The 25,482-nt window shown below is 45.7% G+C and carries 21 protein-coding genes and 1 pseudogene; 16 read left to right on the forward strand and 6 right to left on the reverse strand.

The window, feature by feature from the left end:
* The first annotated feature begins 214 nt into the window (after positions 1–214).
* Complete coding sequence (locus LFX17_RS16625) at positions 215–571, forward strand: hypothetical protein (protein WP_238731234.1); 357 nt, start codon at positions 215–217, stop codon at positions 569–571.
* 99 nt (positions 572–670) lie between these two features.
* Here LFX17_RS16625 and LFX17_RS16630 read toward each other — a convergent pair whose 3' ends face one another.
* The 4 genes from LFX17_RS16630 to LFX17_RS16645 all read right to left on the reverse strand — a co-directional run bounded on the left by LFX17_RS16630 (position 671) and on the right by LFX17_RS16645 (position 7,161).
* Complete coding sequence (locus tag LFX17_RS16630) at positions 671–1,327, reverse strand: CatB-related O-acetyltransferase (RefSeq protein ID WP_238747389.1); 657 nt, start codon at positions 1,325–1,327, stop codon at positions 671–673.
* A 310-nt stretch (positions 1,328–1,637) separates the two neighbouring features.
* Positions 1,638–3,350 carry an acyl-CoA dehydrogenase family protein gene (locus tag LFX17_RS16635; protein WP_238747390.1) on the reverse strand — a complete coding sequence of 571 codons (1,713 nt, stop codon included), beginning with the start codon at positions 3,348–3,350 and terminating at the stop codon, positions 1,638–1,640.
* 150 nt (positions 3,351–3,500) lie between these two features.
* Positions 3,501–3,647 carry a hypothetical protein gene (locus LFX17_RS16640; RefSeq protein WP_238747391.1) on the reverse strand — a complete coding sequence of 49 codons (147 nt, stop codon included), beginning with the start codon at positions 3,645–3,647 and terminating at the stop codon, positions 3,501–3,503.
* Between the two features lie 70 nt (positions 3,648–3,717).
* Positions 3,718–7,161: a hypothetical protein gene (locus LFX17_RS16645; RefSeq protein ID WP_238747392.1), complete on the reverse strand. Its 3,444-nt coding sequence runs from the start codon at positions 7,159–7,161 to the stop codon at positions 3,718–3,720.
* Between the two features lie 120 nt (positions 7,162–7,281).
* Between LFX17_RS16645 and LFX17_RS16650 the strand changes: the two genes are divergently transcribed.
* The 7 genes and pseudogenes from LFX17_RS16650 to LFX17_RS16680 all read left to right on the forward strand — a co-directional run bounded on the left by LFX17_RS16650 (position 7,282) and on the right by LFX17_RS16680 (position 14,108).
* Entirely contained in the window at positions 7,282–7,695 is a 414-nt protein-coding gene (locus tag LFX17_RS16650) for a MerR family transcriptional regulator (protein WP_238747393.1), read from the forward strand.
* A 1-nt stretch (position 7,696) separates the two neighbouring features.
* Positions 7,697–8,623, forward strand: a complete 927-nt coding sequence (locus LFX17_RS16655; RefSeq protein WP_238747395.1) for a DMT family transporter — start codon at positions 7,697–7,699, stop codon at positions 8,621–8,623.
* Positions 8,624–8,636: 13 nt separating this feature from the next.
* A complete protein-coding gene (locus tag LFX17_RS16660; RefSeq protein WP_238747397.1) occupies positions 8,637–9,785 on the forward strand; it encodes a hypothetical protein in 1,149 nt (382 codons plus the stop codon).
* A 555-nt stretch (positions 9,786–10,340) separates the two neighbouring features.
* Positions 10,341–11,363: pseudogene (locus LFX17_RS16665) on the forward strand (porin); the annotation flags it as partial.
* A gap of 64 nt (positions 11,364–11,427) precedes the next feature.
* Positions 11,428–11,958, forward strand: a complete 531-nt coding sequence (gene msrA / locus LFX17_RS16670) for a peptide-methionine (S)-S-oxide reductase MsrA (RefSeq protein WP_118964437.1) — start codon at positions 11,428–11,430, stop codon at positions 11,956–11,958.
* Between the two features lie 93 nt (positions 11,959–12,051).
* Positions 12,052–13,125: an alpha/beta fold hydrolase gene (locus LFX17_RS16675; RefSeq protein ID WP_118964438.1), complete on the forward strand. Its 1,074-nt coding sequence runs from the start codon at positions 12,052–12,054 to the stop codon at positions 13,123–13,125.
* Between the two features lie 17 nt (positions 13,126–13,142).
* Positions 13,143–14,108 carry an alpha/beta hydrolase family protein gene (locus LFX17_RS16680; RefSeq protein WP_238747400.1) on the forward strand — a complete coding sequence of 322 codons (966 nt, stop codon included), beginning with the start codon at positions 13,143–13,145 and terminating at the stop codon, positions 14,106–14,108.
* On the opposite strand, the gene LFX17_RS16685 is transcribed toward LFX17_RS16680, so the two are convergent.
* Positions 14,074–14,685 carry a uracil-DNA glycosylase gene (locus tag LFX17_RS16685; protein ID WP_118954791.1) on the reverse strand — a complete coding sequence of 204 codons (612 nt, stop codon included), beginning with the start codon at positions 14,683–14,685 and terminating at the stop codon, positions 14,074–14,076. The genes LFX17_RS16680 and LFX17_RS16685 overlap by 35 nt on opposite strands.
* Positions 14,686–14,737: 52 nt before the next feature.
* Here LFX17_RS16685 and LFX17_RS16690 point away from each other — a divergent pair, with 52 nt between their 5' ends.
* Positions 14,738–15,736: a ligase-associated DNA damage response exonuclease gene (locus LFX17_RS16690; protein ID WP_238747401.1), complete on the forward strand. Its 999-nt coding sequence runs from the start codon at positions 14,738–14,740 to the stop codon at positions 15,734–15,736.
* A 280-nt stretch (positions 15,737–16,016) separates the two neighbouring features.
* Positions 16,017–17,321: an ankyrin repeat domain-containing protein gene (locus LFX17_RS16695; protein ID WP_238747402.1), complete on the forward strand. Its 1,305-nt coding sequence runs from the start codon at positions 16,017–16,019 to the stop codon at positions 17,319–17,321.
* 54 nt (positions 17,322–17,375) lie between these two features.
* Here the strand turns inward: LFX17_RS16695 and LFX17_RS16700 are convergent, their stop codons facing one another.
* Positions 17,376–19,895 carry a penicillin acylase family protein gene (locus LFX17_RS16700; RefSeq protein WP_238747403.1) on the reverse strand — a complete coding sequence of 840 codons (2,520 nt, stop codon included), beginning with the start codon at positions 19,893–19,895 and terminating at the stop codon, positions 17,376–17,378.
* 167 nt (positions 19,896–20,062) lie between these two features.
* Here LFX17_RS16700 and LFX17_RS16705 point away from each other — a divergent pair, with 167 nt between their 5' ends.
* From LFX17_RS16705 to LFX17_RS16730, 6 genes are all read left to right on the forward strand, one after another.
* The gene (locus LFX17_RS16705) at positions 20,063–21,823 is read left to right on the forward strand and encodes a DNA ligase-like domain-containing protein (RefSeq protein ID WP_238747404.1); all 1,761 of its coding nucleotides are present in this window, start codon (positions 20,063–20,065) and stop codon (positions 21,821–21,823) included.
* A gap of 342 nt (positions 21,824–22,165) precedes the next feature.
* Positions 22,166–22,312: a hypothetical protein gene (locus LFX17_RS16710; protein WP_046690929.1), complete on the forward strand. Its 147-nt coding sequence runs from the start codon at positions 22,166–22,168 to the stop codon at positions 22,310–22,312.
* Positions 22,313–22,398: 86 nt separating this feature from the next.
* Positions 22,399–22,779, forward strand: a complete 381-nt coding sequence (queD, locus tag LFX17_RS16715) for a 6-carboxytetrahydropterin synthase QueD (protein ID WP_238731248.1) — start codon at positions 22,399–22,401, stop codon at positions 22,777–22,779.
* 15 nt (positions 22,780–22,794) lie between these two features.
* Positions 22,795–23,547 (forward strand): 7-cyano-7-deazaguanine synthase QueC, encoded by a 753-nt coding sequence (queC, locus tag LFX17_RS16720; protein ID WP_238747405.1) that lies wholly within the window; start codon positions 22,795–22,797, stop codon positions 23,545–23,547.
* 67 nt (positions 23,548–23,614) lie between these two features.
* Positions 23,615–23,899, forward strand: coding sequence for an NAD(P) transhydrogenase subunit alpha (locus LFX17_RS16725; protein ID WP_000434762.1), 285 nt, complete (start codon positions 23,615–23,617; stop codon positions 23,897–23,899).
* A gap of 4 nt (positions 23,900–23,903) precedes the next feature.
* Complete coding sequence (locus LFX17_RS16730; RefSeq protein WP_238731250.1) at positions 23,904–25,304, forward strand: NAD(P)(+) transhydrogenase (Re/Si-specific) subunit beta; 1,401 nt, start codon at positions 23,904–23,906, stop codon at positions 25,302–25,304.
* Positions 25,305–25,482: the final 178 nt, after the last annotated feature.

Consider the following 25,482-nt stretch of genomic DNA (forward strand, 5'->3'; position numbering starts at 1 on the left):
GACGAATTCCGATTCATGTTAAACGAATTAGGAAATTCTATCGACCGATCTTATAATTTCCCCGTCCGTTTAGCAAAATGCTTCCTAAGGGATGTGTTTTGAATAAAATACGGTCATGTATCCGAAATTTCAAAATCTTAGAATCGTCTTTATCTCACTTATCTTTGTTTGTTTCCACTCCGTTTTTGCGCATAAAGGAAAACCCGGTTTCGTTTTGGAAGAATTTTCGAAACTCACCGATCAAATCGACCTTGAAAATCCCGGACCGACCTCGGTGGAAGCCCTTGAAACACTGCTTCGACAAGGCGGAGAAAAAGAAAAAGATTCGGAAATTTTCCGCAAAGCGCTTCCGATCTTGATCGAACTCGGAAAAACTTCCGATCCGTCTGCAAAACGAAAACTCTACTCGGAACTCGTCGCTCTTTTAAAGGAAGTGATCGGTTATCACGATCGCTCCGGAGCCGTTCTTTATCATTGTTCGAAATCCGGCAAACAATGGATTACGAACGCTTCAAAAGTGGAGAATCCTTTCGATCGGAAAAATCGTTCCTGCATTCAAAAAATGGAATAGAGCGTTTTTTTGCGGGCGAGATTGCGTCGGCTCTACGATGCAGGAAAGAACAGCTTACTTTGTTAAGCGAAATCACAAAATAAGCCGAAATCTTTTTTGTTAAGCGAATTCTTCCAATTTTTCGAAATCGAGATTCGTCAAGAACTCCAAGGAAGCCGTGATCCTTTCCGGAGGCCAATTCCACCACTGCAACTTTAAGAGTTTCTCTTTAACGTCCTGAGGAAATCGTTCTCGAATCACCCGAGCGGAGTTTCCGCCGACGATCGCATAATCCGGAACGTCTCGCGCCACGACCGAATACGCACCGATGATCGCGCCATTCCCGATTTTTATGCCGGGAAGAATCACCGCGTTGGTTCCGATCCAAACGTCGTTGCCGACGATCGTGTTTCCTTTATCCGGAAAGTCTTCCGGTCGGGGCATGACCTTTTCCCATCCATTTCCGAAAATCGCAAACGGATAAGTAGAGAACGCATTCATCTTGTGATTAGCCCCGTTCATGATGAACTTCACGCCGGTCGCGATCGCACAAAACTTTCCGATCACGAGTTTATCGCCTCGAAAGTCGTAATGATACAGAACATTCTTCGTTTCAAAATGTTCGGCCCCATCGGGATCGTCGTAATAGGTATAATCTCCCACTTCGATCCAAGGAGATCGAATGAAGTTTTTTAAGAATCCGATTCTCGGAAATTGAGGAAACGGATGCGGCGTGGACGGATCGGGTCCGTATGAATTCGAATTTACATCTTGCATGGATAAACCTCCCATCGCAAAAGGGAACACGGGTAACTGTTCGAAATCGCTCGTTGCCAACGCAATCGACCGGGCTCTTTTTAGGAAGCGTAAGTACGAATTTGGAAAACGGGTTTGCCGATAAAAGTTCGGCCCCGCCTCCTCGGAAACGAAGCGGCGATTCTTCTTTTATTTAAATTGAAAAGCAAAAGAGAATATTCGGAAAACAGAATATTCCCGAAATCGAGGCGGGTTTTACAGGCTCATGATGGATCCAGATTGGATCCATCCTATTTCCAAGTCAATTCCGAAATCGAACGACCGAAGAAGTTTAAGCGGGGACTCCACTTACCTCTTTGAGTTTAGCAAGATTTCCTTCCAGCACGGAAAGAGTATCAAGATGATAATCCTTCGCGTGTTTAAGACGAATTTGTTTGCGGTCTTCGGGAATTCTTCTGCAGGAAATTTCTAGAAGCATCCCCGCTAAAAGTCTCGAACAAGTAAAAACGATTTCTTCCGCGTAAGTATCCTTGTCCTCTCTTCGAGGAAGGTCTTTGTATAACCCGACCAGTTCCTGAAATCCGTGGAACAATTTATGAGTGAGGGATGAGTCCGACTGATTTACGAGTTCGGATAAATATTCTCCGAAGGTATGAGTCAAACCGGAAGTGATTCCTCCGATGCTTGCGTTGATCTGGATCTGAGAAGTTCCGTCGTAGATCGTGGTGATTCTCGCGTCGCGATAGATTCTTGCGATATCGTAGTCTTCAGTATAACCCGATCCTCCGTGAATTTGAAGCGCATCGCTGACGACCTTCAAACAGGATTCGGAACAATAGAATTTGCTGATCGGAGTAAGCACGTTCGCGATCTTTTCCCAGTAACGAACCACCGTATCGTTCTTCGCTTCCTTTTCGCTCGCTCCTTGTTTTTCCAAACGCATCGCCCTCCAGTAATAACGATCCATTACGCGAGAACCTTCCAACGTTAGACAACGCATCGCGATCGTTTCCCTTTCGATTCGGTCGACGATTTTTTTGACCGCGGGAATTTCGATCAACGGTCGGCCGAACTGAATTCTTTCCTTTGCGTATTTTAGAGCTTCATAATATGCCGCGGTCGCAAGTCCGGTGGATTGTTGAGCGATTCCCATTCTTGCTCCGTTCAACATACCCATCGTGTATTTTACGAGTCCGTATCCTTCTTCCCCGATCAAAAGTCCGGGAGAATTTTCGAATACGACCTCGCAAGTCGGCGAACAATGAAGTCCGAGTTTGTGTTCGATTCCGGCGATCTGAACGTCCGTGCTTTGGACCAAAAAGAAAGAAAGCCCTCTCGCGCCGGAGCCGACTTCTCCCGAACGTGCAAGAGTTAAAAGAATCGCGGGTATGTCTCCGAATCCGCATCCGTGCGTGATGAATCGTTTCGTTCCGTTTAAGACCCAGTTCCCGTTCGAATCCTTGGTCGCCTTGGTTCGAAGGTTCGGTAGGTCCGATCCGTGATCGGGTTCGGTCAATCCCATCGCGCAGACGAATTCTCCCGCTGCGAGGCGGGGAATCCATTCGTCCTTCATAGCTTGGCTCGCGTGACGTTCCACGATTTCGGCAAGGTTCACGCAGCCGATGGCAATGGCGAGTGACGCGTCCACTCTATAAAAGATTTCTGAAATGAATGATTTCACTGACCAGGGAATTCCGAGTCCGCCGTATTTTCTGGAAAATCCGTAGGCTTGTACTCCGGCTTCGACCACCTTTGCGACAAGTTCGAGCATCTTCGGCGGGAACTCGACCTTACCGTCTTTGAATTTGAGCCCTTCGCGATCGAGTTCCGCCACGTGCGGCGAAAGAATATTTCCGGCGAGATCGCCCACCGTCTCCAACACGGTTTTATAATATTCTTTCGCTTCGGATGGGTTGGTCGGACCTCCGTCGGAGCTATCGGAAAAATCGCCTTCGTAATCGAGTATGATTTCTGTCCAGGGGAGAATGTGTTCGAAATGATCCTGAATATCCTGTGTGTCCGAAAAATAATTGTTCTGAATCATGGAACCTCCGTGGATTCCACCAGTGTAAGCGATCGGAAAGGGGGAGAAAAGGAAAAATGTGGGAGTTCCCACATTTTAAAACGAGACAAAAGGAAGTTTTACCGACGCCGAGCGTTTGTTTCGTGAACTCGGCGCCGATTTTGTGGGAACTCATACGGGAAGCGCAGGAACGAACCCCGTAAATTCGGGGAAAGCCGCCGGACTTCCGACCAATTTCCAAGAATAAACCGCGACCTCCGCAGAATCGATCGGGTTTTCGACGAGACTTACACATCTTTCGTCGTTCCCCGTTCTCATTTCCGCAGATTCCTTGTCATCGATGCCTACCCCATTGCAAAGGACCGACAAACGACGACTCGGCGAATTTCTAGCGCTTTTTTTTGGGCTTCTTTTTCACGACCGTATAACCGAGAATTTGCGCCATCTTCCAAAGTTCCGACAAGGTTTTTGCGGAATCTTTTTTAAGCAGAGAAGAATCCAATTTCGATTCCGTTTTGGAGTTTTCCAAAATGCTGTGCAGATGAAATTCTTCGATTCCGAATCGAACTTCTTTCGGACTCAAAAAAATCCAAGCATGAGGACCGTATTCTCCTCCGTTGATTCTCTGTTCGAGTTCGATTCCTTCTTCGGAAATTTCGGGGAGTTCTTTCAGTTCCAAATCGGGACTTTTCCGAGCGGCGACATCGAGAATATAACGAGCTTCGGATTCTTTTTTGGATTCCTGCCACAAACGTTCCAGGGTTTGATCCCCTTCCTTTCCGAACCAAGGAAGAATTCCCGGCAACCTCGAAGCCAGCGCTTCTTCGGTCGAAGAGGAAGTATAGCTGTGAGGGTTGGTAAAACCGAGTCTTCGTTTGAGCAGAGAAAAAAAGTTATCGAAGGATTCCTTCCCTTTGAGAAGAAACAACTTCGCGCTCAACAAATCTCCCCAAGCGGCCCATTCGGAAGGGTTTGTCTGAAGAATTTTAACGATCGTATTTTCGTCCATCGCCAGAACCTGAGACCATTTGTTCGCCTCCGGCTCGATAAATCTCAGAAACTGAAGACAATACAATTTCCAATCCGAACCTGCATAAGGAAGTTCTAATATTTTTGCGTAAACGGGAATCGCGGCTTCGCCTTGGATAAAAAGAGCCTTCATCGCCTCCCATCGATCGTAATTGCCTCCGTATCGATATTCGTCGCAAGAATATCGAAGCGATTCCTCCAGCCAAGGTCCGCCGATCTTTACCACGTCCGCATTCTTATATTTCTTTTCTTTAATATTCTGAAATATGTGTTGAATGCTGTATTTCTCCGGTTTTAAAATTCCTCCGGGAAGGTCCTTCGGATTTTTTGCGAGCCGATTCGCATATTCGTCATCGTCGTCGAAAGGAGGTAATTCCTTTTCCGTCAGTTGAAACCAGGAATGACGCGCAACGTGTTCTATGTAAGTCCAAGTGTAATCCACCATCGGATTCGGATCGGCATAAACGTGATAATACAAATGCTGTTTTAACTCCTGAATCTTCGCCTTACCGACGGCGCGGATCGGACCGTAAGCTCGATATTCTTCTCCTCTGTTTCCGAGAATTCTATGGCCTAATTGAATCCATTCTTCCCGGTTCGGTTCCAAAAGAAGAAGGCCGGAAAGATAACAAGCCTGAAGATCGATCGCAATTCCCGGGCTCGAATTCTTTTCCGCCTTGTCCAAAAGTCCTTTGAGTCCCGTTTTTGCGGACGCCGGATCCAGAACAGTCCAAGCCATCGCGCCCTCGGAAAGATTGACCAACTGATTGAATTCAAGATAAGAATCGCGTCCTCCGCTTCCCTTAATCTCCGAACCCATTTCCAGATAGGTGCGAATGTATTCCAGATTTTCTTTAAAGCCGAGCTTTGCGGAAACGGCGAAAGAATATCCCAATGCGATTCCGAAAATGCCGAGTTGGTTGCGGTAGGTAAGAACTTTGTTCGCAAGTTTTCCCGATTCCTCATCGCCGGTGAGAAGACGTTCGTTCAAGGCACGTTGCAAATAACTGAAAACGGTAAAGATATTGTTGAGGTTCGGCCCTTCGTCCTGCACCTTCTTCTTTTTTTCCAAAGCTGCGTCCATCGTCTCGAAAAATTTCCAAGCCGCTTCGGTAAGAATCGTAAGCGCTTCTTCCCGTTCGCTGTCCAAAACGCATTCGATCACCTCTTCCAGACGTTTGTCGTCTTGTTTCAATTTTTGAATCGCGTCCCGAAACGCACTCATCGCGTTCGCATCATCAAATTTTCCTAATGTTTTGATGATTCCTGCGTATGCTTTTTTGTTTTCGGAATCGTAATGCAATCCCTGACGGAAGGCCGCCGACACGGGAAGAGAGAGCCGCGGATCCAAATCCTCTTTTTTATAGGGCCATTCGTTATAACTCGAATCCGTTCTTTCTTTGAAATATTGCTCTACGAGTTTACCAAACTTCGTATCCTTTTTACCGATCTCCTTTAAAAGAAAGTCGTGCGTTTCCACGTCCTCCGGAAATTCTTCCAGGATCGACAAAGGATCGTCTCCGTTTTGAATTCTTTTTTTGAGATCGGCGGTCGAGATCTTTTTCTTTCCGGCAAGTCCCGTCGCTTCTTCCAAACGTTTTCGATTGGCCGGTTCGATCTGCTTCGAGTCGCAGTTGCGGAAGGTCTGTTCGCGTAATTCCTGAAGTTTCTTCGCATTCAATTTCCCGATCGAATCGCTTTTACCGTCGAGAAGAGAAAGAATCTTCTTTGCGAGCGCGGGCAGAATTTCACCCGGAAGTTTTTGGGAAAGTTCGCAAGCTTCGCGGCAAGCGCTTTCATTTTTCATAAAGTAGTGCGCGAGCATCCAATACGCGGCAAGAGAATGCGATTTACTTAGGAGCTTTTTTTCTTCCTCCCAATCCTTAAAGTTCGGTGCGGAAGCGAGTTTTTCCGCATACGCGTAAGCCGGATCTCCGTAGCTGTGTCCGAGCAACCAAGACGTTCTTTCAAAAAGGTCTAAGGATTTTGTGTAAAAAGGTCTTTGATCGTATTTCTTCTGCGCTTCTTTTTCGTATTGTTTGATAACCTTAGAATCCATCACGGATTCTACTCTTATATCCGGAACGGATTCTTCATCGTCCTCTTCCTCATCTTCGTAATCGTCATCGTCGTAGTCGTCGTCTTCGTTCGACCAATTTGCGGCGATAAAATGGCTGATGGAAAAAAACGGTTCGTCTTCGAGTTCTCCGATTTCGTGATTGTAACGATGCACTTCCGCGGAACCTTCCGCGTGCGGAAGGAGATTGACCCAGCAACTGTCCCCTCCTCCGTCCGATCCGAAATGAGCGACTCCTGTAAATAAAAACATCAAACCTTGATACGATCCGATCAAAGCGTTCACTTTTTCTTCGATCGTATTCGATTGACTTAGAAGAAATTTTTGGAATGAGACCGCTCTGTAATCGGGATAAGAATCTCCTTCTTCGTCTTCGTCCTGTTCGTCGAGCTCCTCTTCGTAATTTTCTTCGTAGTCCTCCTCGTCCTGAAGTCCGCTTCCGTGATCGATCATATTCCAAATATCGCTCACGTTGTACATGATTTCCTGATAGGCGATGCGGACGTTTTCCCATTCCAGAATTTCTTCGGGAGGACGAAACCCGTGCAGTTTTTCGAATTGATCCAAGAATGCTGAGGTAAGCTTTTTCTTTTTTTTGGATTCGAACGCTTTCCAAAAAGAATCGCGATACGACTGTTTCACCAACATCCGATCGGCTATGATTTCGGCCAACTTCCCGGAGGAAAGATCGGTTTTTGTAAAGGAGGGAATCGATTTCTGTGTCATAAAAACATAACAAAAACGGAATCTTTTTTTGATTCTTTTTTAAAATCGAATTTTTTTGAACCTTTACTCACCTAGAGTAGACTCTAGGTTCGTCCAACTTTTAGATTTAAGGAGAATCCTTTGAACCAACCTCTCTCACTCAGTATCTCCAGAATTTCAGAGATGACGAATTTCAGTCAGCATACTCTGCGCTATTACGAAAAGATGGGGATTCTTCCTAAGCCGGAAAGAAATCACGGAAAAGATCGGAAGTATTCTCAAAGGGATTTGAATTATCTAAAATACATTAAAACTCTCAAAGAACTCAACATGCCTCTGAAGGATATTAAGGAATTCCTAAAGGAAGGATGTCTTTTGGAAAAGATGTCCAGAGGTGAAAACCTGAAACCTCCTTTGAACAAAAGAATCCGAATTCTTTCTTCTCACCTCGCGACTCTGGAACAAAAAAAGAAGGATCTAGAGATTACGATCAAACTCACAAAAAACAAAATCAAGGAATTCGAAACACGTCTTTTCCAAGAGGAACAAAATTAAGATGAAATCATTCAGGCCGTATCTTTTTCTGATATTTTTCGCGCTGATCACCGGTACGACTTTCGAAGTCGCCAAACAAGCGTTATACCACTTCACCCCCGCACAGACCGGAGCCGTTCGTTTCGCGATCGCTTCCGTGTTGTTGTTCGCCTTCGTATTTTTTACGGATAAAAAACTTCTCAAAGTCGACAGAGAACATCTCAAAAGTCTGCTTCTCCTCGGAATCGCGGGAGTTTTCGGATTCAACTCGTTTTTCTTTTTAGGAATGAAGAACGCTTCCCCGGTAAACGCGGCGATCGTGATCGCACTCGGCCCCGCAATCACCGCGTTTCTTTCCTACTTTCTGTTGAAAACGAAGATCACGTGGATCCAATGTTTCGGAACGTTAGTCTCCTTCGCAGGAGTTCTTCTAGTCATCTCCGACGGTAACTGGGCCGCGCTCGGACATATCCTGGAAGGAAAAGGAATCGTTTACATCTTTCTCGCCGCGATCTGTTGGGCGTTTTATTCGGTAGGAATCAAAAAATATCTCAAAGGAGTTTCCACGATCCAGATAACAACTTTCACTTCTTTTTTCGGAATGATCGCCTTGGTCTTGTTTCTTCTCTTTTCGGGAGAATCGAATTTAGACTGGTCCGTTCTTCCGATCAACGCTTGGTTTGCGATTCTTTATATGGCCGTGTTCACGACGTTTTTCGGTTATCTCTTTTGGAATTACGGAATTCAAAAAGTGGGTCCCGATAAGGCGGCCATATTCGGAAACTTGGTTCCGGTCGTCGCGATGGTAACGACTTGGTTTTTGGGAGAATCTCCCAACGTCTTCGATATTCTCGGGGCTCTTCTCGTGATTACCGGAATTTTCGTGGTCAACTCAAGCGCGAAAAAAATACAAACGAGCCCGGAGATAAAAACGTCCGCGGCGAATTAACGGAACAAAAAAAATGAAACATATAATTAGAGTTATTCTTCCACTTCTTCTTATCGCAACTTCGATATCCGCGCAAGACAAACAAAGTCCGGATATCAACTCCGGGATTCCGGAGGACAACGCGCAAAATCTTCCAAAGGCGACGGATAAAAAACCCGAGTTCGGCTTCAGTCAGTCCCTTTCCAACGACGTCTTCGTTTTAGGAAACAGTTTATTCGGCGAAAGACTCAGCCGTAGAAACAACGAATCGTATTCCGATTTTTCTCACGGTTTGATTTTGGGAACGTTCGTGAATTTTTTCACTCCGATTCCCGGCTTCCGTTTAAATTTGATTTCGGCGAACCCGTTGATCGGAAGAAACAACACGGACAACGACTTCTTTTACCAATCGAACCCCGGTGGTCCGGATGAAACGAACAAGGTGGTTCAATCCCTGCAATCCGGTCAGCTCGGTTACGATCCGAATCAGGTTCGCCCTCGAAAGGAAAACAACGGCGTTAGGGATTATTTTATCGGTCAGATCGTTTACGAATGGAATACTTCGATCGGTCAGTTCTTTACCGGATTCTTAACGGTGAACAGCGCGAACTATCCTTCAAACGCGAGTCTTTTTAATTATACTTTTGGTTGGAAGCCTTCGTATTTGAGTTACCTCAAACCGGAACTCGTTTCCAACTTCCGCGTGTCTTCGGAAACGAACGGGGTCAATCAGGGAAACAGTCATCACAGAGCCGCGATCAGTCACGAATACGAGCTTACAAAGGATTGGAAACTCACACCGGGGATGCAAGTCGGTTATCAATATTTCAACAACAACACCGATCGCAGATCGGGAGTCACGGATGTCACCGCAAAAGTTCAACTGAACTTCAAGGACGTCAACGTAAGCGTGAGCGACGTTTATAGACCGGATCAATATCTTTTTGACAACGACCGCGTCTACTCGAAACCTACGGGAGTCGCTTCCGATACGAACGCGAACGACGGAAAAGAAACGGACCCGTCCAAAATTCACGGGACTTACAACCAGACGATGACTTCCGCAATCCAATCCCTCGCTTTGGATACTGCTTCCAAGAACTATCTGCTGAACTCCTATCAGCAGCAACACCTTCCCAAACATCACTTTATCGTGAGTCTGGGTTACGTAGCAAAATTTTAAAATGATTACTCAGGGACCGTTTCCGACGATTTCGGAAACGGTCCTTCTTTTTAGCTGGATTTTTAAAGGTATCGAATGCATAATCTTAATTCTTTCTTAACTTAAAAGAGCGGTTTCCTTATCGGAGATTCGAGACCGACCTCTTGCATTTTGAGATCGATTCATTAAGATTCAATCATGAACCAAAAAAAGAATTTTTCTCAGTTAGAATCTCGACGAACATCGATCCATGACCCCCGATCTTCGATCGGAAAAGAATCGGATTCTTTTTTTTCGAAAGCAAAAAAGAATCCCGTTCGCCGTCCCATTCGGAACTTATTCCTAATTCTTGCGCTGATCGTTTTTGCCGACGTGACTTCGGACATAGGAACGCTTTACTCTCAGGAACAAAAAGAGGAAAACGAAGAGTCCGCTCCCAATAAAGAAAACGACCCCGCCGACAAAAAGGATTTCTCCAAAAAAACACGGATCCCCGCGGAATCCGTGCAAAATCCGGAATATTCAAAAAATGGAAATAATCCTTCCGCAAAATCCGATTCGGAAAAGGAACAGGACAACAAACACCTTCCCCAATTCGGATTTTTTGTCGATTCGTATTACGCGCACAATCCGTATCGCCCGACTTCGAGAGACAACAAATATCTGACGCAACCCGCGCGTTGGGACGAGATCAACGTCAACTTAGCGCATATCGACGGTAAAATCGAAACAGATCGATACAGAGGAAGACTCGCGTTTCAATTCGGAAATTCGGTGAACTCAAACTATAAAGCCGAAGTCAGTTCCGAAAAAAATTCCAATCAGGTTTCCGTTCGCAACATTCAAGAAGGCTATGCGGGAATCAAACTCGCAAAGAATCTCTGGTTGGACGCGGGAATTTATTTCGGGAATATCGGGCTCGAAAGCTGGATCTCGCATTCGAACTGGAATTATACCCGCGCGCTTGCCCTCGACTACGTTCCGTATTATTCAAGCGGCTTTCGTCTTTCGTATCAATATTCCGAAAAACTTTCTTTTCAACTCCATCTGATGAACGGATGGTCCAATATCACCGAAACCAACCGTGACAAAGCGATCGGAACGCAGATCGAATACAAATTCACGGATAAGTTCAAGGTCGTCCACAACACCTTCGTGGGGAACGAAGCGCCGGACAATCAGCCGCGCCAGACAAGATATTATAATAATATAATATTCCAATACAATTTTACGAAATTCTTCATTGTCGCGGCGTCGGGGGACGTTGGGATTCAGCGCGTTCCCGATCCCGGAGTCAACGCGTATCGGCAGTGGTATCATGGAACGTTTTGGATCACTTACCGACCGATCGAAGTCTTCCGAACCTCGGTCCGCCTCGAAAGAATGTACGATCCCGAACAGACGATCATCACGACCGCGACGAAGAACGGATTCCTGACGTCCGGCGCGACCCTGACCTTGGATTATATCCCGAACGAAAACGCGATGGTCCGTCTCGAAGGAAGATATTTCCGTTCGTACGACGCCGTGTTCGACCGGGACAAATCGAATTCCAAGGAGGAGAAGTTCGTCGTCTTTGCGGTTTCCATAAAGATATAAAATCGTTTTTTAATAAAGAGGAAACTTCTTGAAACCTTTCGCATTGCGGTTCGAATCGTAAGGTATGGAACAAGCAACATTAGGCGGCGGCTGTTTTTGGTGTCTCGAAGGAGTGTATCAAATGGTGGACGGAGTGGAAACCATCGTATCCGGTTACTCCGCGGGACATACGAACAACCCCGATTATCGTTCCGTATGTTCGGGAACGACCGGACACGCGGAAGTCGTTCAAATCACGTTCGATCCGAAGGTGATTTCTTATCCCGAAATTTTGGAGATCTTCTGGATCTGTCACGACCCTACTACGTTAAACCGACAAGGAAACGACGTGGGAACGCAGTATCGTTCCATCATTCTCTATCATTCTCCCGAACAAAAACGACAAGCGGAAGAATCGATTCAAAAAGCCGGCTCGCATTTTTCGGATCCGATCGTAACGCAGGTCGAACCTCTGAAAGAATTCTTTCCGGCGGAGAATTACCATCAGAATTATTTTCGATCCAATCCGGGACAACCGTATTGCCACTACGTTGTTAAACCGAAGATCGATAAATATCTTAAGACCGGCTTTAAGGTCAAAAAGGTAAATTCCTAATATTCGTTTCGAGTTTTCGCAAAAGAAGAGGAACAAGTTTGAATCTTAAATTCTACTTGATCCTCTTGGTACCAACGATAAACTGCTTCTTCAATGAACGCGAAAATTCGAAGAACATTCTGGATTCTTTTTCTGGGAATTTTTCTTTCCCAGTGTAAGGCGAGCATTCAGCTGCAAGGTGAAATGCATCATCCCAAAACGGAAGACGGTTGGGATTTAACTCTCGAACACTTTCCTCCGTTAGCGGGTCATCCGCCAAAAAAATATCCCGTGATTCTCTGTCACGGATTGATCGCAAACAGAACCTATCTTAAGATCAACGAGAAAAGTTCCATCGTCGGTAGACTTCAAAAAGAAGGTTACGACGTTTGGCTTCTCGATCTGAGAGGAAGAAGAGACGCAGGTTATCCTTCCCTGTTTTTCGGAGATAAGACGTTTTCATACAGCATGGACGATTATATCCGATACGACGTAGACGCGGCCATCAAACACGTGTTAAATGCGACCGGAAAAGATAAGGTAAACTGGGTCGGTCACAGCATGGGCGGGATGATCATCTATTCCAGAATCGGAAGCCTCGGCGAAAAACGAATCGCGAACTTCGTAGCGATCGGATCGCCCGCGATCATGGACCCCCCGAATTCCGCGCTCAAACGCTGGACTTCCTTAACTTGGCTGATGAATCTTTGGCCGGTGGTTCCCGCCGAAACCTGGGCCGGAATCCAAGGAGGAACGGGAATTCCGTTTCTTCCTCAAAAATCGTTCGAAGAACTTTTCTGGCACAAACCGAACATCGAATCTTCGATTCTTTCCGACGTAAAAACGACGTCGATCAACCCCGGCGCAAAGAACGAAATTCTACAGTTTAAAGATCTGGCCGAAAGCGGGGAAATCCGCAGCTTGGATCACAAGATCTCGTATTCGAACGGACTCAAGAATATCAAAATTCCGACCTTGTTGATCGCCGGAAGAAGGGATAAATTAGGAATGTCTTATTCTCTTCGTTACGCATACGACAATATCGGTTCCGAAGATAAAACGTTGTTCATCGCGTCTAGATCGAACAATCATTCCGACGACTACGGTCACACCGATTTGATCGTCGGGAAGAATGCGGACAGGGACGTTTTCGTTCCTCTCGTCGCATGGCTGGATAAAAGAAACTAATCGAATTGGACTCAAAAATGAAATTTATACGATTAAAAACCGCAGCGATCGCTTCGTTGCTGATCGCGCTTCTTTTCGGATGTACGCGTTATGTGGTCATTACAGAACAGAAATTCACCTCTCAAACGGCGAACATAGGACCGAATCTTTTTTTGACGACCTTCTCCTATGAGAATTCCAATTATCCGCCGGTGCTTCTCGTCGATCCCGTGTTCATCAATAAAAAAGCTTTGTATCTCGGGGATAAATCCGGTTTGATCGGAGTTTTAAACGGAAACGGATTTTCGGTTTGGCTTCTTCATTTCGAAGATCATAAATCGCTGAACCTCAAAGAGATCGGAGAAAATCTGATTCCCGATGTGATCGCGAGAATCCAGAAAGTCACCGGTAAAAAAGAATACATCCTCGGAGGAGTTTCGCTCGGAGGACAAGCCGTATTACATTCTTTTAAAGCGAAGAAGATCCCCGATATTTCCAAAGCGTTCTTTCTCGGAACGGGAATGGATTACAAATACAACGATAGCTTTATCGAACAGATGAAGGCGGAAAAAAGATTCGGAACCGATCTGACCAATTCCTGCAAAAACAAGGACAGTTTCTGCAAACGGTTCATTTCCTTCGACGAAGACGATCCTACGACTCTATTCGTATATCAGAATCTTTTTAACTACTTGCCCGCGCTTGAAGAGAATCCGAAAACCTGGGAGTCGTTCGAGTCTACCACGTTTCCTTCCCTTTTTATCGGAGGAAGAATCGACAACGTATCTCCTACGGAAAGCATTCATCCCGTTTACAAACGGAAAAAAGGTAAGAAGGAATATCTGGAAGCGGGAAGAGACAACGGGATGTCGATCGACTACGATCACTTAGGACTGTTCGCATACGAAGACGCGCCCGGTGACATCTATCAGAAAATCGCCGATTGGTTGAAGGAAAAAGAACCGGAAACTACGAAGGCCGCTTCCACCCCAGCAAATCCATAACCTTTTTAATGTCCTCCCAAACCTCGCGTTTGAGAGGACTATTCTCCCCGCCGTTGCGGATCACAAAACTCGGGTGATACGTAGGCATCACCGGAATTCCGAAAAACGATCCCCAGGTTCCTCTGAGTTTGGTAATTCCTTCCTTGGTATTTAAGATAAATCTCGTGGAAGGATTGCCGAGCGTAATCAACACTTTCGGCTGAATGATTTCCAACTGTCTCAAAAGATATGGAGCGCAAGCTCTCGTTTCCTCTTCTTCGGGAGGACGATCCTTTTCGAACTTCATATCCAAGGTGGGCCTGCACTTTACGATGTTCGCGATGTAAACGGATTCTCTCGGAACTCCCATTCCTTTTTCGATGATTCTTGTCAGCAGTTCACCGGCTCGACCCACGAACGGACGGCCGGTGAGGTCCTCTTGTTTGCCCGGACCCTCACCGATAAAAACGACTTCCGCATCCGGATTGCCTTCTCCGAAAACGGTTTGGGTTCGAGTCGTGTGAAGCTTGCAGAGTTTGCAGGCGGAAACCTCGGATTGAACGAGGGCGAGTCTTCTGAGTTTTTCTTCTTTGCTCATCGAAAATACGTTCCATCCAAATTGAAAAAGAATTTCTCTGGAGTCAATGGAAATGATCGTTCTAACGGAAGCGGGATTGTATGTTCCCCAAGCGGACGTATATGTCGATCCGTGGAAAGGAGTTTCCCGAGCCATTCTCACGCACGCGCATTCCGATCATACTCGTAGAGGTTCTCGTCATTATCTTTGTGCGGAACCCGGTCTTTCTCTCACGCAGGAACGGCTCGGACCGAAAGCGAACGTGGAAACTCTTCGTTATGGACAAGCCGTTTATCGCAACGGGGTTAAGATCAGTCTTCATTCCGCCGGTCATATTTTGGGATCGGCCCAGGTTCGGATCGAATATAAGGGAAGAATCACGGTGATCAGCGGAGATTACAAAACGGTTCCCGATCCGACCTGCGAACCCATCGAAATTTTACGATGCGATACGTTTTTATCCGAAGCCACCTTTGCAAAACCGTATTATCTTTGGGAAAAGCCGAAATTCGTATTTCAGAATATTCTAAACTATATCTTGGAAAATCACGAGCTGGGGGAAATCACCGTTCTATACGGATATTCCTTGGGGAAAGCGCAAAGAATTCTCAAAGGACTTTCGCTCGCAGCGGAGTCCGCCGGAACTTCGTTGGATTTTTACGTACACGATTCGATTCTTTCCATGAACAAACGATACGAAGAATCGGGGATTTCTCTTCCGAAAGCGAAAGCCATCGATCAGTTTACGGAGAAGGTAAAACATCCGTTCGTGTTTGTCGCACCTCCCGGCGTTCCGATTCCGAACCCGAAATCGCAAAAAATTCGAAGCGCGTTTTGTTCGGGATGGATGCAGCTTTCCAAAAACAGAAAGGCCGGAAGCTTTCACAAAGGTTTCGTCTTATCGGATCACGCGGATTGGAACGAATTGATCGAAACGATTCATGCGACCGAAGCGGAAGAAATCCTTCTCACGCACGGCGATACAAAAGACATAGTTCGTTATTTGAAAGAAACGGGAAAGAACGCAAAAACGCTCAAAACGAAGTTTCATTCTGAAGAATTCGAATCCTGAAGGAGTTCCCACACTTATTCTTTCGAAGGATTTCTCCGGGGATTTTTCGGAACGTATGGAACCGCCGCGGATTTCAACTTCGAAACAAGTCCTCAATAGTTTAAAATTATAATATTCTTTTCTTTTGCTCTCTTGAAAAAAAGACGATTCGCTTCTAATTATAAGGCGGTAGGATTTTTGGAAAAAATTTATTTAGAATGGAATCTCCGATTCCGGATTCGCTTGAATTTTTTATTACAAAAATTGAATCAATTCCGGTTGTCAAACGGGGAGCTAATCTATGAACGAAACCGAACAACCCAAGTTGAAGAAGGCGAGAGCGGAACATCGTTACGCTTTGATACAATGGATTCAAAAGAACGAAGTTCTGAAAATCAAAGAGGAACTCGAATCCAGAGGAACGGAGTTTTACGGGAATTCTCCGCTTTTCTTTGCAGCGAGCGAAAACAGCCCCGCCGTTTTGGAGTTATTGGAAACCTTCGGGTTTTCCTTAGATACGCGCGATTCCAATCAAAACTCGCTTCATTTTTATGCCTGCAGGGATCGCGGTAAAACGGAAGTCGTCGAATATCTTCTTCAAAAAAAGATTCAGCCCGATCCTGCCGACGTCGTTGAAGCCGCTAACGCCGGAAAAATCGACATTCTAAAATTATATCAGAAACAGGGAATCGATCTGAAAGATCCGAACCTGAAAAACTCCAGTTACACACTTCTGGAAATCGCCGCGTTCAGCGGATTGGAATGTGTGAAATTTCTTTTTGACCAAGGCGTAAAACTGGAGGATTCCGTTCTTCCCAGAGCGGCCAATCTCGGAAAACTCGATTTGGTTCGTTACCTGCTCGAAGAACAAGGCGCCGATCCGAACGTCAAGATCCACGAAAGAAACGCGGTTCACGAAGCGTGTTTGGGACCGTTCAGTCACGATCCTTCGGATCATTTGGAAATTCTGAAGTTGTTACACAAACACGGAGGAGACTTGAACGCGGTTTCCGATTGGATTCCGAATTCGTACGCTTATACCCCGCTTCACTTTGCCTGCCGCCCCGGCCCTCAAGACAAAACTCCGATCATTAAATACCTTTTGGAAAACGGCGCGAATCCCGATTTGGAAAATCCGAATTCCGCTTTGAGCATCGCGGATACGAAAACTAGAAAAGAGATTCTTAAATTTCTCGAAACGAAAAAAGGAATTCAACTTTCCAAGGACCCGTTCGAAAGATCGTTTCAGGTCGAGAAGATGATCGACTTTGCGGAAAACGCGATCCGCGATTTTGCGAGGGAGAATCCGAACGCGCGCGTCTTTCAGTTCGTCATCGAAGGAGCGACGATGAGTATGAGCGATCTTTTCGATCCGGACTACTACGTGGGAGATTGGAAATACGAAGGCTTTGCTTCCTTCGAACAGGAGCACGGTTTCGATTTTCAACTTTGGCGCGAACACTACGATTCCATGGGCGAAGACGAAAATTCTCCGTATGCGGTAGCGATGAAAAAATTGTTCGAAGGCCTCCGGAAACGAAAAGCCTTCGATTGCCTCAAACGCTCCAAAAATTTCGAAGCGAGAATGATCGATCATACGTATTAGAAAGGTCGCATATACTTTCGGCTTCGACCGATAAACGGCCGAAACGAAGAATTGTCACGGAACGAATTTCAATACGTATTTGGAATCCTGCTCGATCTGCGACTGAGTAAATCGGATCGAACGATGTTCTCCGTTTAAGAACATACGAATCTGATCCCCGTAAAACGGAGAACCCATGTTTCCCGAGTTTCCGGTCGGCAACACGGACCAGGAATTTTCAGGATGAGAAAGATCGATGATTCTTCGTTTGGACGGACCGACTTTCGGAGTCATCTTAGGATTGATTTCCTTTTGATTCATCAGATTGACCACGGATTCGCCCGAAACGACGGGGAACGGCCCTTGATTGAAAATTCCCGCGAGCAAGGGCACCTTTCCCATCGGATGTTCGAACGTGATCTTATGAGCGTCCCCCCATTTCCAAGAAGAAGGAGAACCTCCGTGTTCTTTAGCAAGATAACGCACCGTTTGCGAAAAAGAACGGATCAGAATATCCCTTCTCGTTTCTTTGCGCTCGACGGTCGCAAGATCGTCCCAAAAATCCGACTTCGGATTAGCAAGAAGCGATTTATAAGCGTTCCATCGTTCCGCGCTTTCGCCGAACACGCTCAAATCGGATTCTCCGAACTCGTCCGTCCATAGATTCAACATTACGAATTGATTGAGCGTATGATAGATCGTCGCGCCGGCGGAATCCAACGTGTTTTCACCGTTGAATCGACGATATATGTCCAAGGCCTCGCGAAACACTCCGACCCAATTCTTATCCTCTTCCAATTCCAGAGAAATCAAAGGCACGATCGTTCTCGCGGAAAAAGAATGAACGTCGGTCTGGATCTTTTTCATATCGTCCACGGACCATTCTTTCTTTTGAGAAAGAAGTTCGTAGATCCTTCTTCCCCGATCCGATTCCTGCCAATATCCTTCCGGTTTTCCGTATCCCTTGATTTCGTATGTGGGAACATGATTCGCGGTAAGAATGATTCCTTCCGGCGGATTGATGAGCTTCGGATTCTGTGCAAACGGAACATAACCGATCACGTCGTCTTCTCCCGTCGCTCCGTTTAGGATTCTTCGCGTATTCGTTTTCTTTTTGCGAATCGGAAATCTTCCCACACCCCACCATGCGATGTTTCCGTTCGCATCCGCATACGAAACGTTGAGCCCCGGCGCAGGCAAACCTGCGGCAACGGCGGAACATTCCTCCAAGGACGCACAACGTCCCAAAGAGTAAATCGTTTCCAAGATCGGAACGGAAAGATGATGAAAGATCCAATAGATCGAAACGACCGGACCCGTATAACCGTGGATCGGCTTGGAAACGATCGGACCATGAGACGTGACTTGAACCTGAATCGAAACCGGGTCTTGTCCTTTTACGGAAATCGTTTCCGGAAAAACCTGAACGGGAACCCAGTTTCCTTTTTCTTTTACCAAGTTCGGTTTAGCAGGATGCAATTCTTCCTCGTAAAAATCCATATCATCGTTTTCCAACATAGTCAAAGCCCACGCCTTTTTCGCGTTATGCGCAATCAAAGGAAACGGAAAGATCGGAAGATGATATCCGTATGTTTCGTGATCGCCCGCGATGATATGAACCTCGTACCACGTTCCGGGATTGCCGTAACCGATGTGAGGATCGTTCGCGAGAATCGCGCCGCCGGTGGAAGAACGGGAGGGTCCGATCACCCAGGAATTGCTCCCTAAAAACAGCGGAAGATCCGAGAGAATCTTGTTCGTTCTTTGAATCACATGACCGAATTCGGAAAGTTCGTTCGATGTCGCTTTAGCAAATTTCGATTCGGAAACGAGGGGCAGGAAACCCTTTGTACGTTCCGTCAATTTTTTAGAAGAATACGAAGGTTGATTCTCCTGAATCGAAAACGGATCTTCCGTATCGTGTCGCGGAAACACTTCGGCGACGTTTCGATTCGGAAGTCTTCGCTCCAAAATCGTATAAAGAGAATCGGTTCGTAACGCTTCCGCAAACGAAAAAGATAACAGCGATAATGCGCTCAAAACGTCGAGCCGATCGAACGGCCTAGGCTGATAACCCAGAATCGTAAACTCGATCGGAAGCGGTTCGGTTTTTAAAAAGAAATTGATCCCTTCCAAAAAGGAATCCAGCTCTTTCAAAATCTGCGGGTTTCCTTTGGTCGCTTCCTGCAACATCTTCTCCGCCGTTCTCCGTAAAAGAATCTGTCTTAAAAAAATATCCGCGGGAAGCAAATCGGCCCCGAGAACTTCGGATAACTCCCCCTTTCCGGCTCTTCGGAGAATTTCCATTTGAAACAAACGATCGCTCGCGCTTACATAACCTAACGCAAAGTAGGCGGACGAAGAATCCTTCGATCGGATATGCGGAACACCGTAAGAATCTCGAATCACGGAAACGGGCTTTGCAAGTCCGGGAGCCTTCAATTCCCCAGAAAGACGAGGCGCCTTCCAAAAGATCAAAAGGGAAAAAACGACTTTTACAAGAACGATGAGGACGAGAATGCTAACCAAGGATCTGCGGATCCAGACGGGAGTTCGATTCCAAAAATCGAAGAAACGATCGATCAAATTTTTCATAGCCTAACCAGTTTTTATAATTTCTCAGCGAAAGGAGCTTACTCAAAACGGTTCGAATAGCAAGAAAAGTTTTAGTCGGATTTCCTTTTTCGAAATCCTTTTTGATAAAATGTGTATCGATTAAAAATTATAATTTCGTATATCCTGTTTTGGAGATAATTTTCGCGGTGATTTCCTTTTTTCAACTCGTTCTCGAACTCAAAGAAGAATCGGATCCAGCGCGGAAACGGCGTCTTCTGACGAATTATTTTTGTTTTTGCGACCCGGAAGAAATCGATCCCGCACTTGCCTATCTGAGCGGTAAAAAAGAAAAACCGATTCTGTCCGTCGAAGAACTGACTGCCTGCGCTTCCGAATATTTACAACAACCCATTTGGATGATCGAAACTTCTATCAATGAAGTGGGAGATGTTTCGGAGACGATCTCGCTTTTGACGGGAAATTTTCAGGAAAAGACGAAGAAGGACGTAGACGATCCTGGGCGCGACGGAAAGAAAGTCGGTTTAACGCAATCGGAGAACGTTTCCAGCCGTTCGACGCAAAATGAAATCCGTTTCCTCATCGCGATCGTGGAAGAAATCCGATCCGATGCGCAATCCAAACGTTCCAAAGATCTTTTATTCTCTCTTTGGAACTCGGCTTCCGTTCCTGAAAAAATTTTTCTGCATCTGATCCTTTTAGGAAAAAGAATTCTGAAAGTTCAAGATTCCGTTTTGCTCTTCGTTCTGGCCGATTGTTTCGATTTGGAAACGGGAGTTCTTTTGGAAAAAGCGGCGGCGAAAGGCAACCCTTGGAAATCGTCTTCGGTTTTGAAAACATTGGCCCTCTGGTTTCCCGATCGAAAGTTAAGTCGACTTTCTCTCCGTGAAGTTCTCAAACGAATCGATCCTTCCTTGCCTCAAGCTTGGAAAGAACCGCTTCCGTTTCCGGACTACAAAAATGCGGAAGGCTATTCCTACTTTTCAATTCCGCGGAATACGATCCTCGCGCAGATTGTTTTCGATTCTTTCGGAATTGCCGCTTGGACGAAAGACGGATATTTATACCGAAACCAAATTCCGCAAATAATCGAAGAACTTTCTCGAATTCAAGAACCGGCGGTTCTTATCGGCTGGATATCCGCGAATCGATCCGAATCTATATTTGAAATTTATGATATTTTGAAATATAAAGGGAAAAATCTTTCGAACCATTCGATTGCGGAGCGAAGAATCTTTTTAGATTTGATTTTCGATCAAGAGTTCCGATTCCTTTCTTTGGTAGAATGGAATCTCGTTCCGCAGAAATCGGCGGATTGGAAAATCAGAGTTTCATCGGATAATCCGGAATTTTATGCCGAGCCGGAAATCATAACTTCTTCAGACAATTCTGAATCTTATGTCGAGCCTGAAATTTTTTCAGCCGACTTCGGCGAGAACCAATCAAAAACATTCAATTTTCTGAATGTAAATGCGCTTGTTTTTCATCCGAGCGAATCGCAATTCCTTCTTTTAAAACCTCCCGCCAAGACGATCAAAGCGGCTTTGCTTTACGGTAGAAAATCGATCAACGCAGAAGGCCTTTCTTTTTGGGAATTGAGTTTTGGCGTTCGGAATTCTACCGACCGATCGGAAGTTGCGGTGCGAGATCTCGATTCTTCTTCCGTCGATTCGGTTCTTCCGTTAGTGACGATTGCAAGAGTCGTTGTCGATTCCGGTCAGGATTTGTTTGCGGAATTCGATTCTTTTTTTAAGGAGAATACGATCGAACGAAAAGGTCCGATCCGAGGAGTTCCAACAACTTGGAAAGCGGAACTTTCGTTTCAAAATCTTGTTCGATCAAAGAGACATAAGATCGGTTTCTTTCTCGAAGAGGTTCGAATTCAAGGGAGAATTCCACCGGATCAAGCCTTGGACGACCTTCGAACCTTGATCGATTTTCAGGTTTGAAAAATGTAGGAACTCCTTCAGAAGACTTGTAAACGGAAATACCCTCTTGAAACATATGTGGGAACTCTTACAAATCAAGACCTTTCGATAAAATCCCGCGCCAGAGATCAAAGCGATGCAAAGCAGTCCGCAGGACCGAAACGAAGTGGAGTCGCGGCGAGCTCGGTCTTTCTGATTGCAAATCAGAAAGAGGCGCCCGAATCGATTTCACAAATGTAGGAACTCATACGAATCCCCTTGAACGAAGTATGGTCGGAAGTCCGGCAATGAATTTTAATCAAGAACGGAACATCCCAAACTGAGTTGCTTGACAGAGAGTCGATTCCCGGTTTTTTGGTCGATATGAACCAGAAAACTGCAAAACTTCTCAACAAATACGCAGAACTTAAGGGTGTAAGCTCGAAACAAATCAAAAGAGAATGGTTGGTTTTGAACGAACATCAGAAAGATCAAAAAAGACAGGAAATTTTGAAAGAGCTGGTAAAATAAACCGGCTTTTTCTCAGTCTCTTCAACCTGATCCCGGTCCTCTTTTAGATCTTCCGAATTTATTGATACAAAACCGGGCAGGAACCTATGGAAGAAATCGAACTCACCAAAGAATTCCGCTTCGACGCCGCTCATCTCCTTCCGAACGTACCCGAAGGCCATAAATGCAAACGACTTCACGGCCACAGCTTTCGATTTAAACTTCATTTAAAAGGAAAGATCGATTCAAACACGGGTTGGCTCATCGATTATGCGGAAGTCAGCAAGATCGTAAAACCTCTGATCGAAAATCATCTGGATCATTATTATCTCAACGATGTTCCCGGTTTGGAAAATCCGACGTCGGAAAACATTTCGATCTGGCTTTGGAATCATCTCAAACCTTTATTGCCTCTTCTTTATAAAATCACTCTGAACGAAACCTGCACAAGCGCGTGCATCTACGAAGGTCCGAAAGGTTCCATTTAACAAGAGGATTCAAGTTTGGATTCCGCAAAAAAGAAGAATGTAAACCGAAAGAATTCCGGCACCGATCGGAAAAAGTCCCCGAAAGAAAAGAACGGCAAAGCAGAGTCTTCCAACAACAAAGCAGTCGTTCTTTTATCGGGCGGTCTCGATTCCACAACTTGTTTGTATCAGGCGATCGCCGATGGAAAAGAAGTTCAAGCCCTCTCCTTTGATTACGGACAAAGACATAAAATCGAATTATCCTACGCGAAAAAAATCACTCGCAAATTAGGAATTCCTCACACGATTCAAAAGTTAAAACCCGAATTGTTTCTGGGTTCTTCCCTCACGCAAAAATCGATCCAGGTTCCGAAGAATTCTCTCGGAAAGGACGAGATTCCGAACACATACGTTCCGGGAAGAAACATTCTCTTTCTTTCGTTTGCGGTTTCTCTCGCGGAAGGAACGGGTTCCGATTCCATCTACATCGGAGTCAATGCGATGGACTATTCCGGTTATCCGGATTGCAGACCCGAGTTCATCAAGATGTATGAGATGGCGATTCAACTCGGAACCAAAAAAGGAAGCCAAGGTTCTCCGATTAAAATCGTAACCCCGCTTCAAAATCTTTCTAAAAAAGAAATCGTTCTTCTCGGGAATCGTTTAAAGGTTCCGTTTCATCTTACATTCTCCTGCTATGACCCGATCAACGGCAAAGCCTGCGGAAAATGCGACGCCTGTCTCTTGAGAAAAAAAGGTTTTCAGGAGACAGGAGTTTCTGAAAAGTGATCCCATCGGTTTACCCGGCCTTCCTCAACTCTCCAAAGGAAGGAATCTCTGATTAGGAAAAGTTATTATGGAACAGTTCGTAGGCTACCTGACGATCTTCTTATTAGCCGTATTCGTAGGCTTCGAGGTTATCACTAGAATTCCTCCTCTTTTACATACTCCTCTTATGTCAGGTTCCAATGCTATTTCCGGAATCACGATCATCGGAGCGATTCTCTCTCTTCATTCCGTGAACGGTCCGTTGATCAACATAATCGGATTTATCGCGATGGTCGCTGCAACGATCAACGTTGTCGGAGGGTTCTTAGTAACCCACAGAATGTTAGGAATGTTCAAGAAGAAAGAAAAGTAAGAATATGGAAAAATCGATCATCAATTTAGTTTATCTTCTCTCCTCCGTTCTTTTTATCGTAGGATTGAAACTTCTTTCTCACCCTAAGACTGCGGTGCGAGGAAACTTCGTGGGCGCAGTCGGTATGTTCTTAGCGGTGGCGGCGGCGCTCGTTGAAAAGGGCCTCGCATACGAATATATCTTAGCCGGATTTATCGTCGGAACCGCGATCGGAATTTATCTTTCCGTAAAAGTAGAAATGACAGGGATGCCTCAGCTCGTTGCGGCATTGAACGGTTTCGGTGGTCTTGCTTCCTTCCTCGTCGCCGGTGCGGCGGTGATGGAAGTTCTTCACCAAAAAACCAATCTTGAAGTATTAAAATCGTATCAGTTTACGATTTCAACCGCTGCATCCGGAATTATCGGAGCGGTTACTTTAACCGGAAGTTTTGTGGCTTACGGAAAGCTTCAGGGTTTGCTTTCCGAAAAAGCGGTTCGTTATCCGGGCGATCAAATCGTAAAAGTTCTTTTCTTTATCGGCTCGATCGTTCTCAGCTATTACGTGGTCATCGAACCTGAAAAGATCGAATGGTATTGGTATGTCGTTGTAGTAGGTTCCGTTTTAGGAATTCTTCTCGTAATGCCGATCGGCGGCGCGGACATGCCGGTGGTAATCGCACTTCTGAACTCTTATTCGGGAATCGCGGCATCCGCAACCGGATTCGTTCTCGGAAACAACGTTTTGATCATTGCAGGATCTCTCGTGGGAGCTTCGGGAATCATTCTTACACAGATCATGTGTAAGGCGATGAACCGTTCTCTTCCGAACGTTCTCTTCGGCGGACTCGGTGCTGCGGTTGACAACTCCAAAGGCGGAGAAGACATCTACGCCGGAAAAACGAAAAGCACTTCCGCAGAAGAAGTGGCAATGCTTCTCGATATGGCTCAAAGAGTCGTAATCGTTCCGGGTTACGGTATGGCGGTCGCACAGGCTCAGCACGCAGTAAGAGATCTTTATAATATTCTAACGGATAGAGGAATCGACGTCGAGTTTGCGATTCACCCGGTTGCGGGAAGAATGCCGGGTCATATGAACGTTCTTCTTGCGGAAGCGGATATCCCTTACGACAAGATGAAGGAAATGGATGAAATCAATCCTTCTTTCGAACAAGTCGACGTTGTGATCATCAACGGTGCGAACGACGTGGTTAACCCGCTCGCTAAGACCGATCCAGGCAGTCCGATCGCGGGAATGCCGATCTTGGACGTGGACAAAGCGAAGACCGTTATCGTAATCAAACGAAGCTTGAGTCCCGGATTTGCGGGTGTTCCCAACCCGTTGTTCATCCAAGATAACGCTCTCATGTATTTCCAAGACGGAAAGAAAGCGACTCAAGAAATCGTTACCGCGCTCAAAGAAACCTAAACATTCCGTTTTGTTTTAAGAGCGCGCCGAAAGCCGGACTGATTAAAGTCCGGCTTTTTTATTTCCCGAACGAACCCGCAAAACCTTAGGTTCCGATCACGAATCTTGGCCGATTTTGAACAATTAGGTTTCCAGTCTAATCGCAAGGAGGATGGCTCACTCCGTCCCGATCGAGGTA

The organism is Leptospira sanjuanensis, from assembly GCF_022267375.1.
Classification (GTDB): Bacteria; Spirochaetota; Leptospiria; order Leptospirales; family Leptospiraceae; genus Leptospira; species Leptospira sanjuanensis.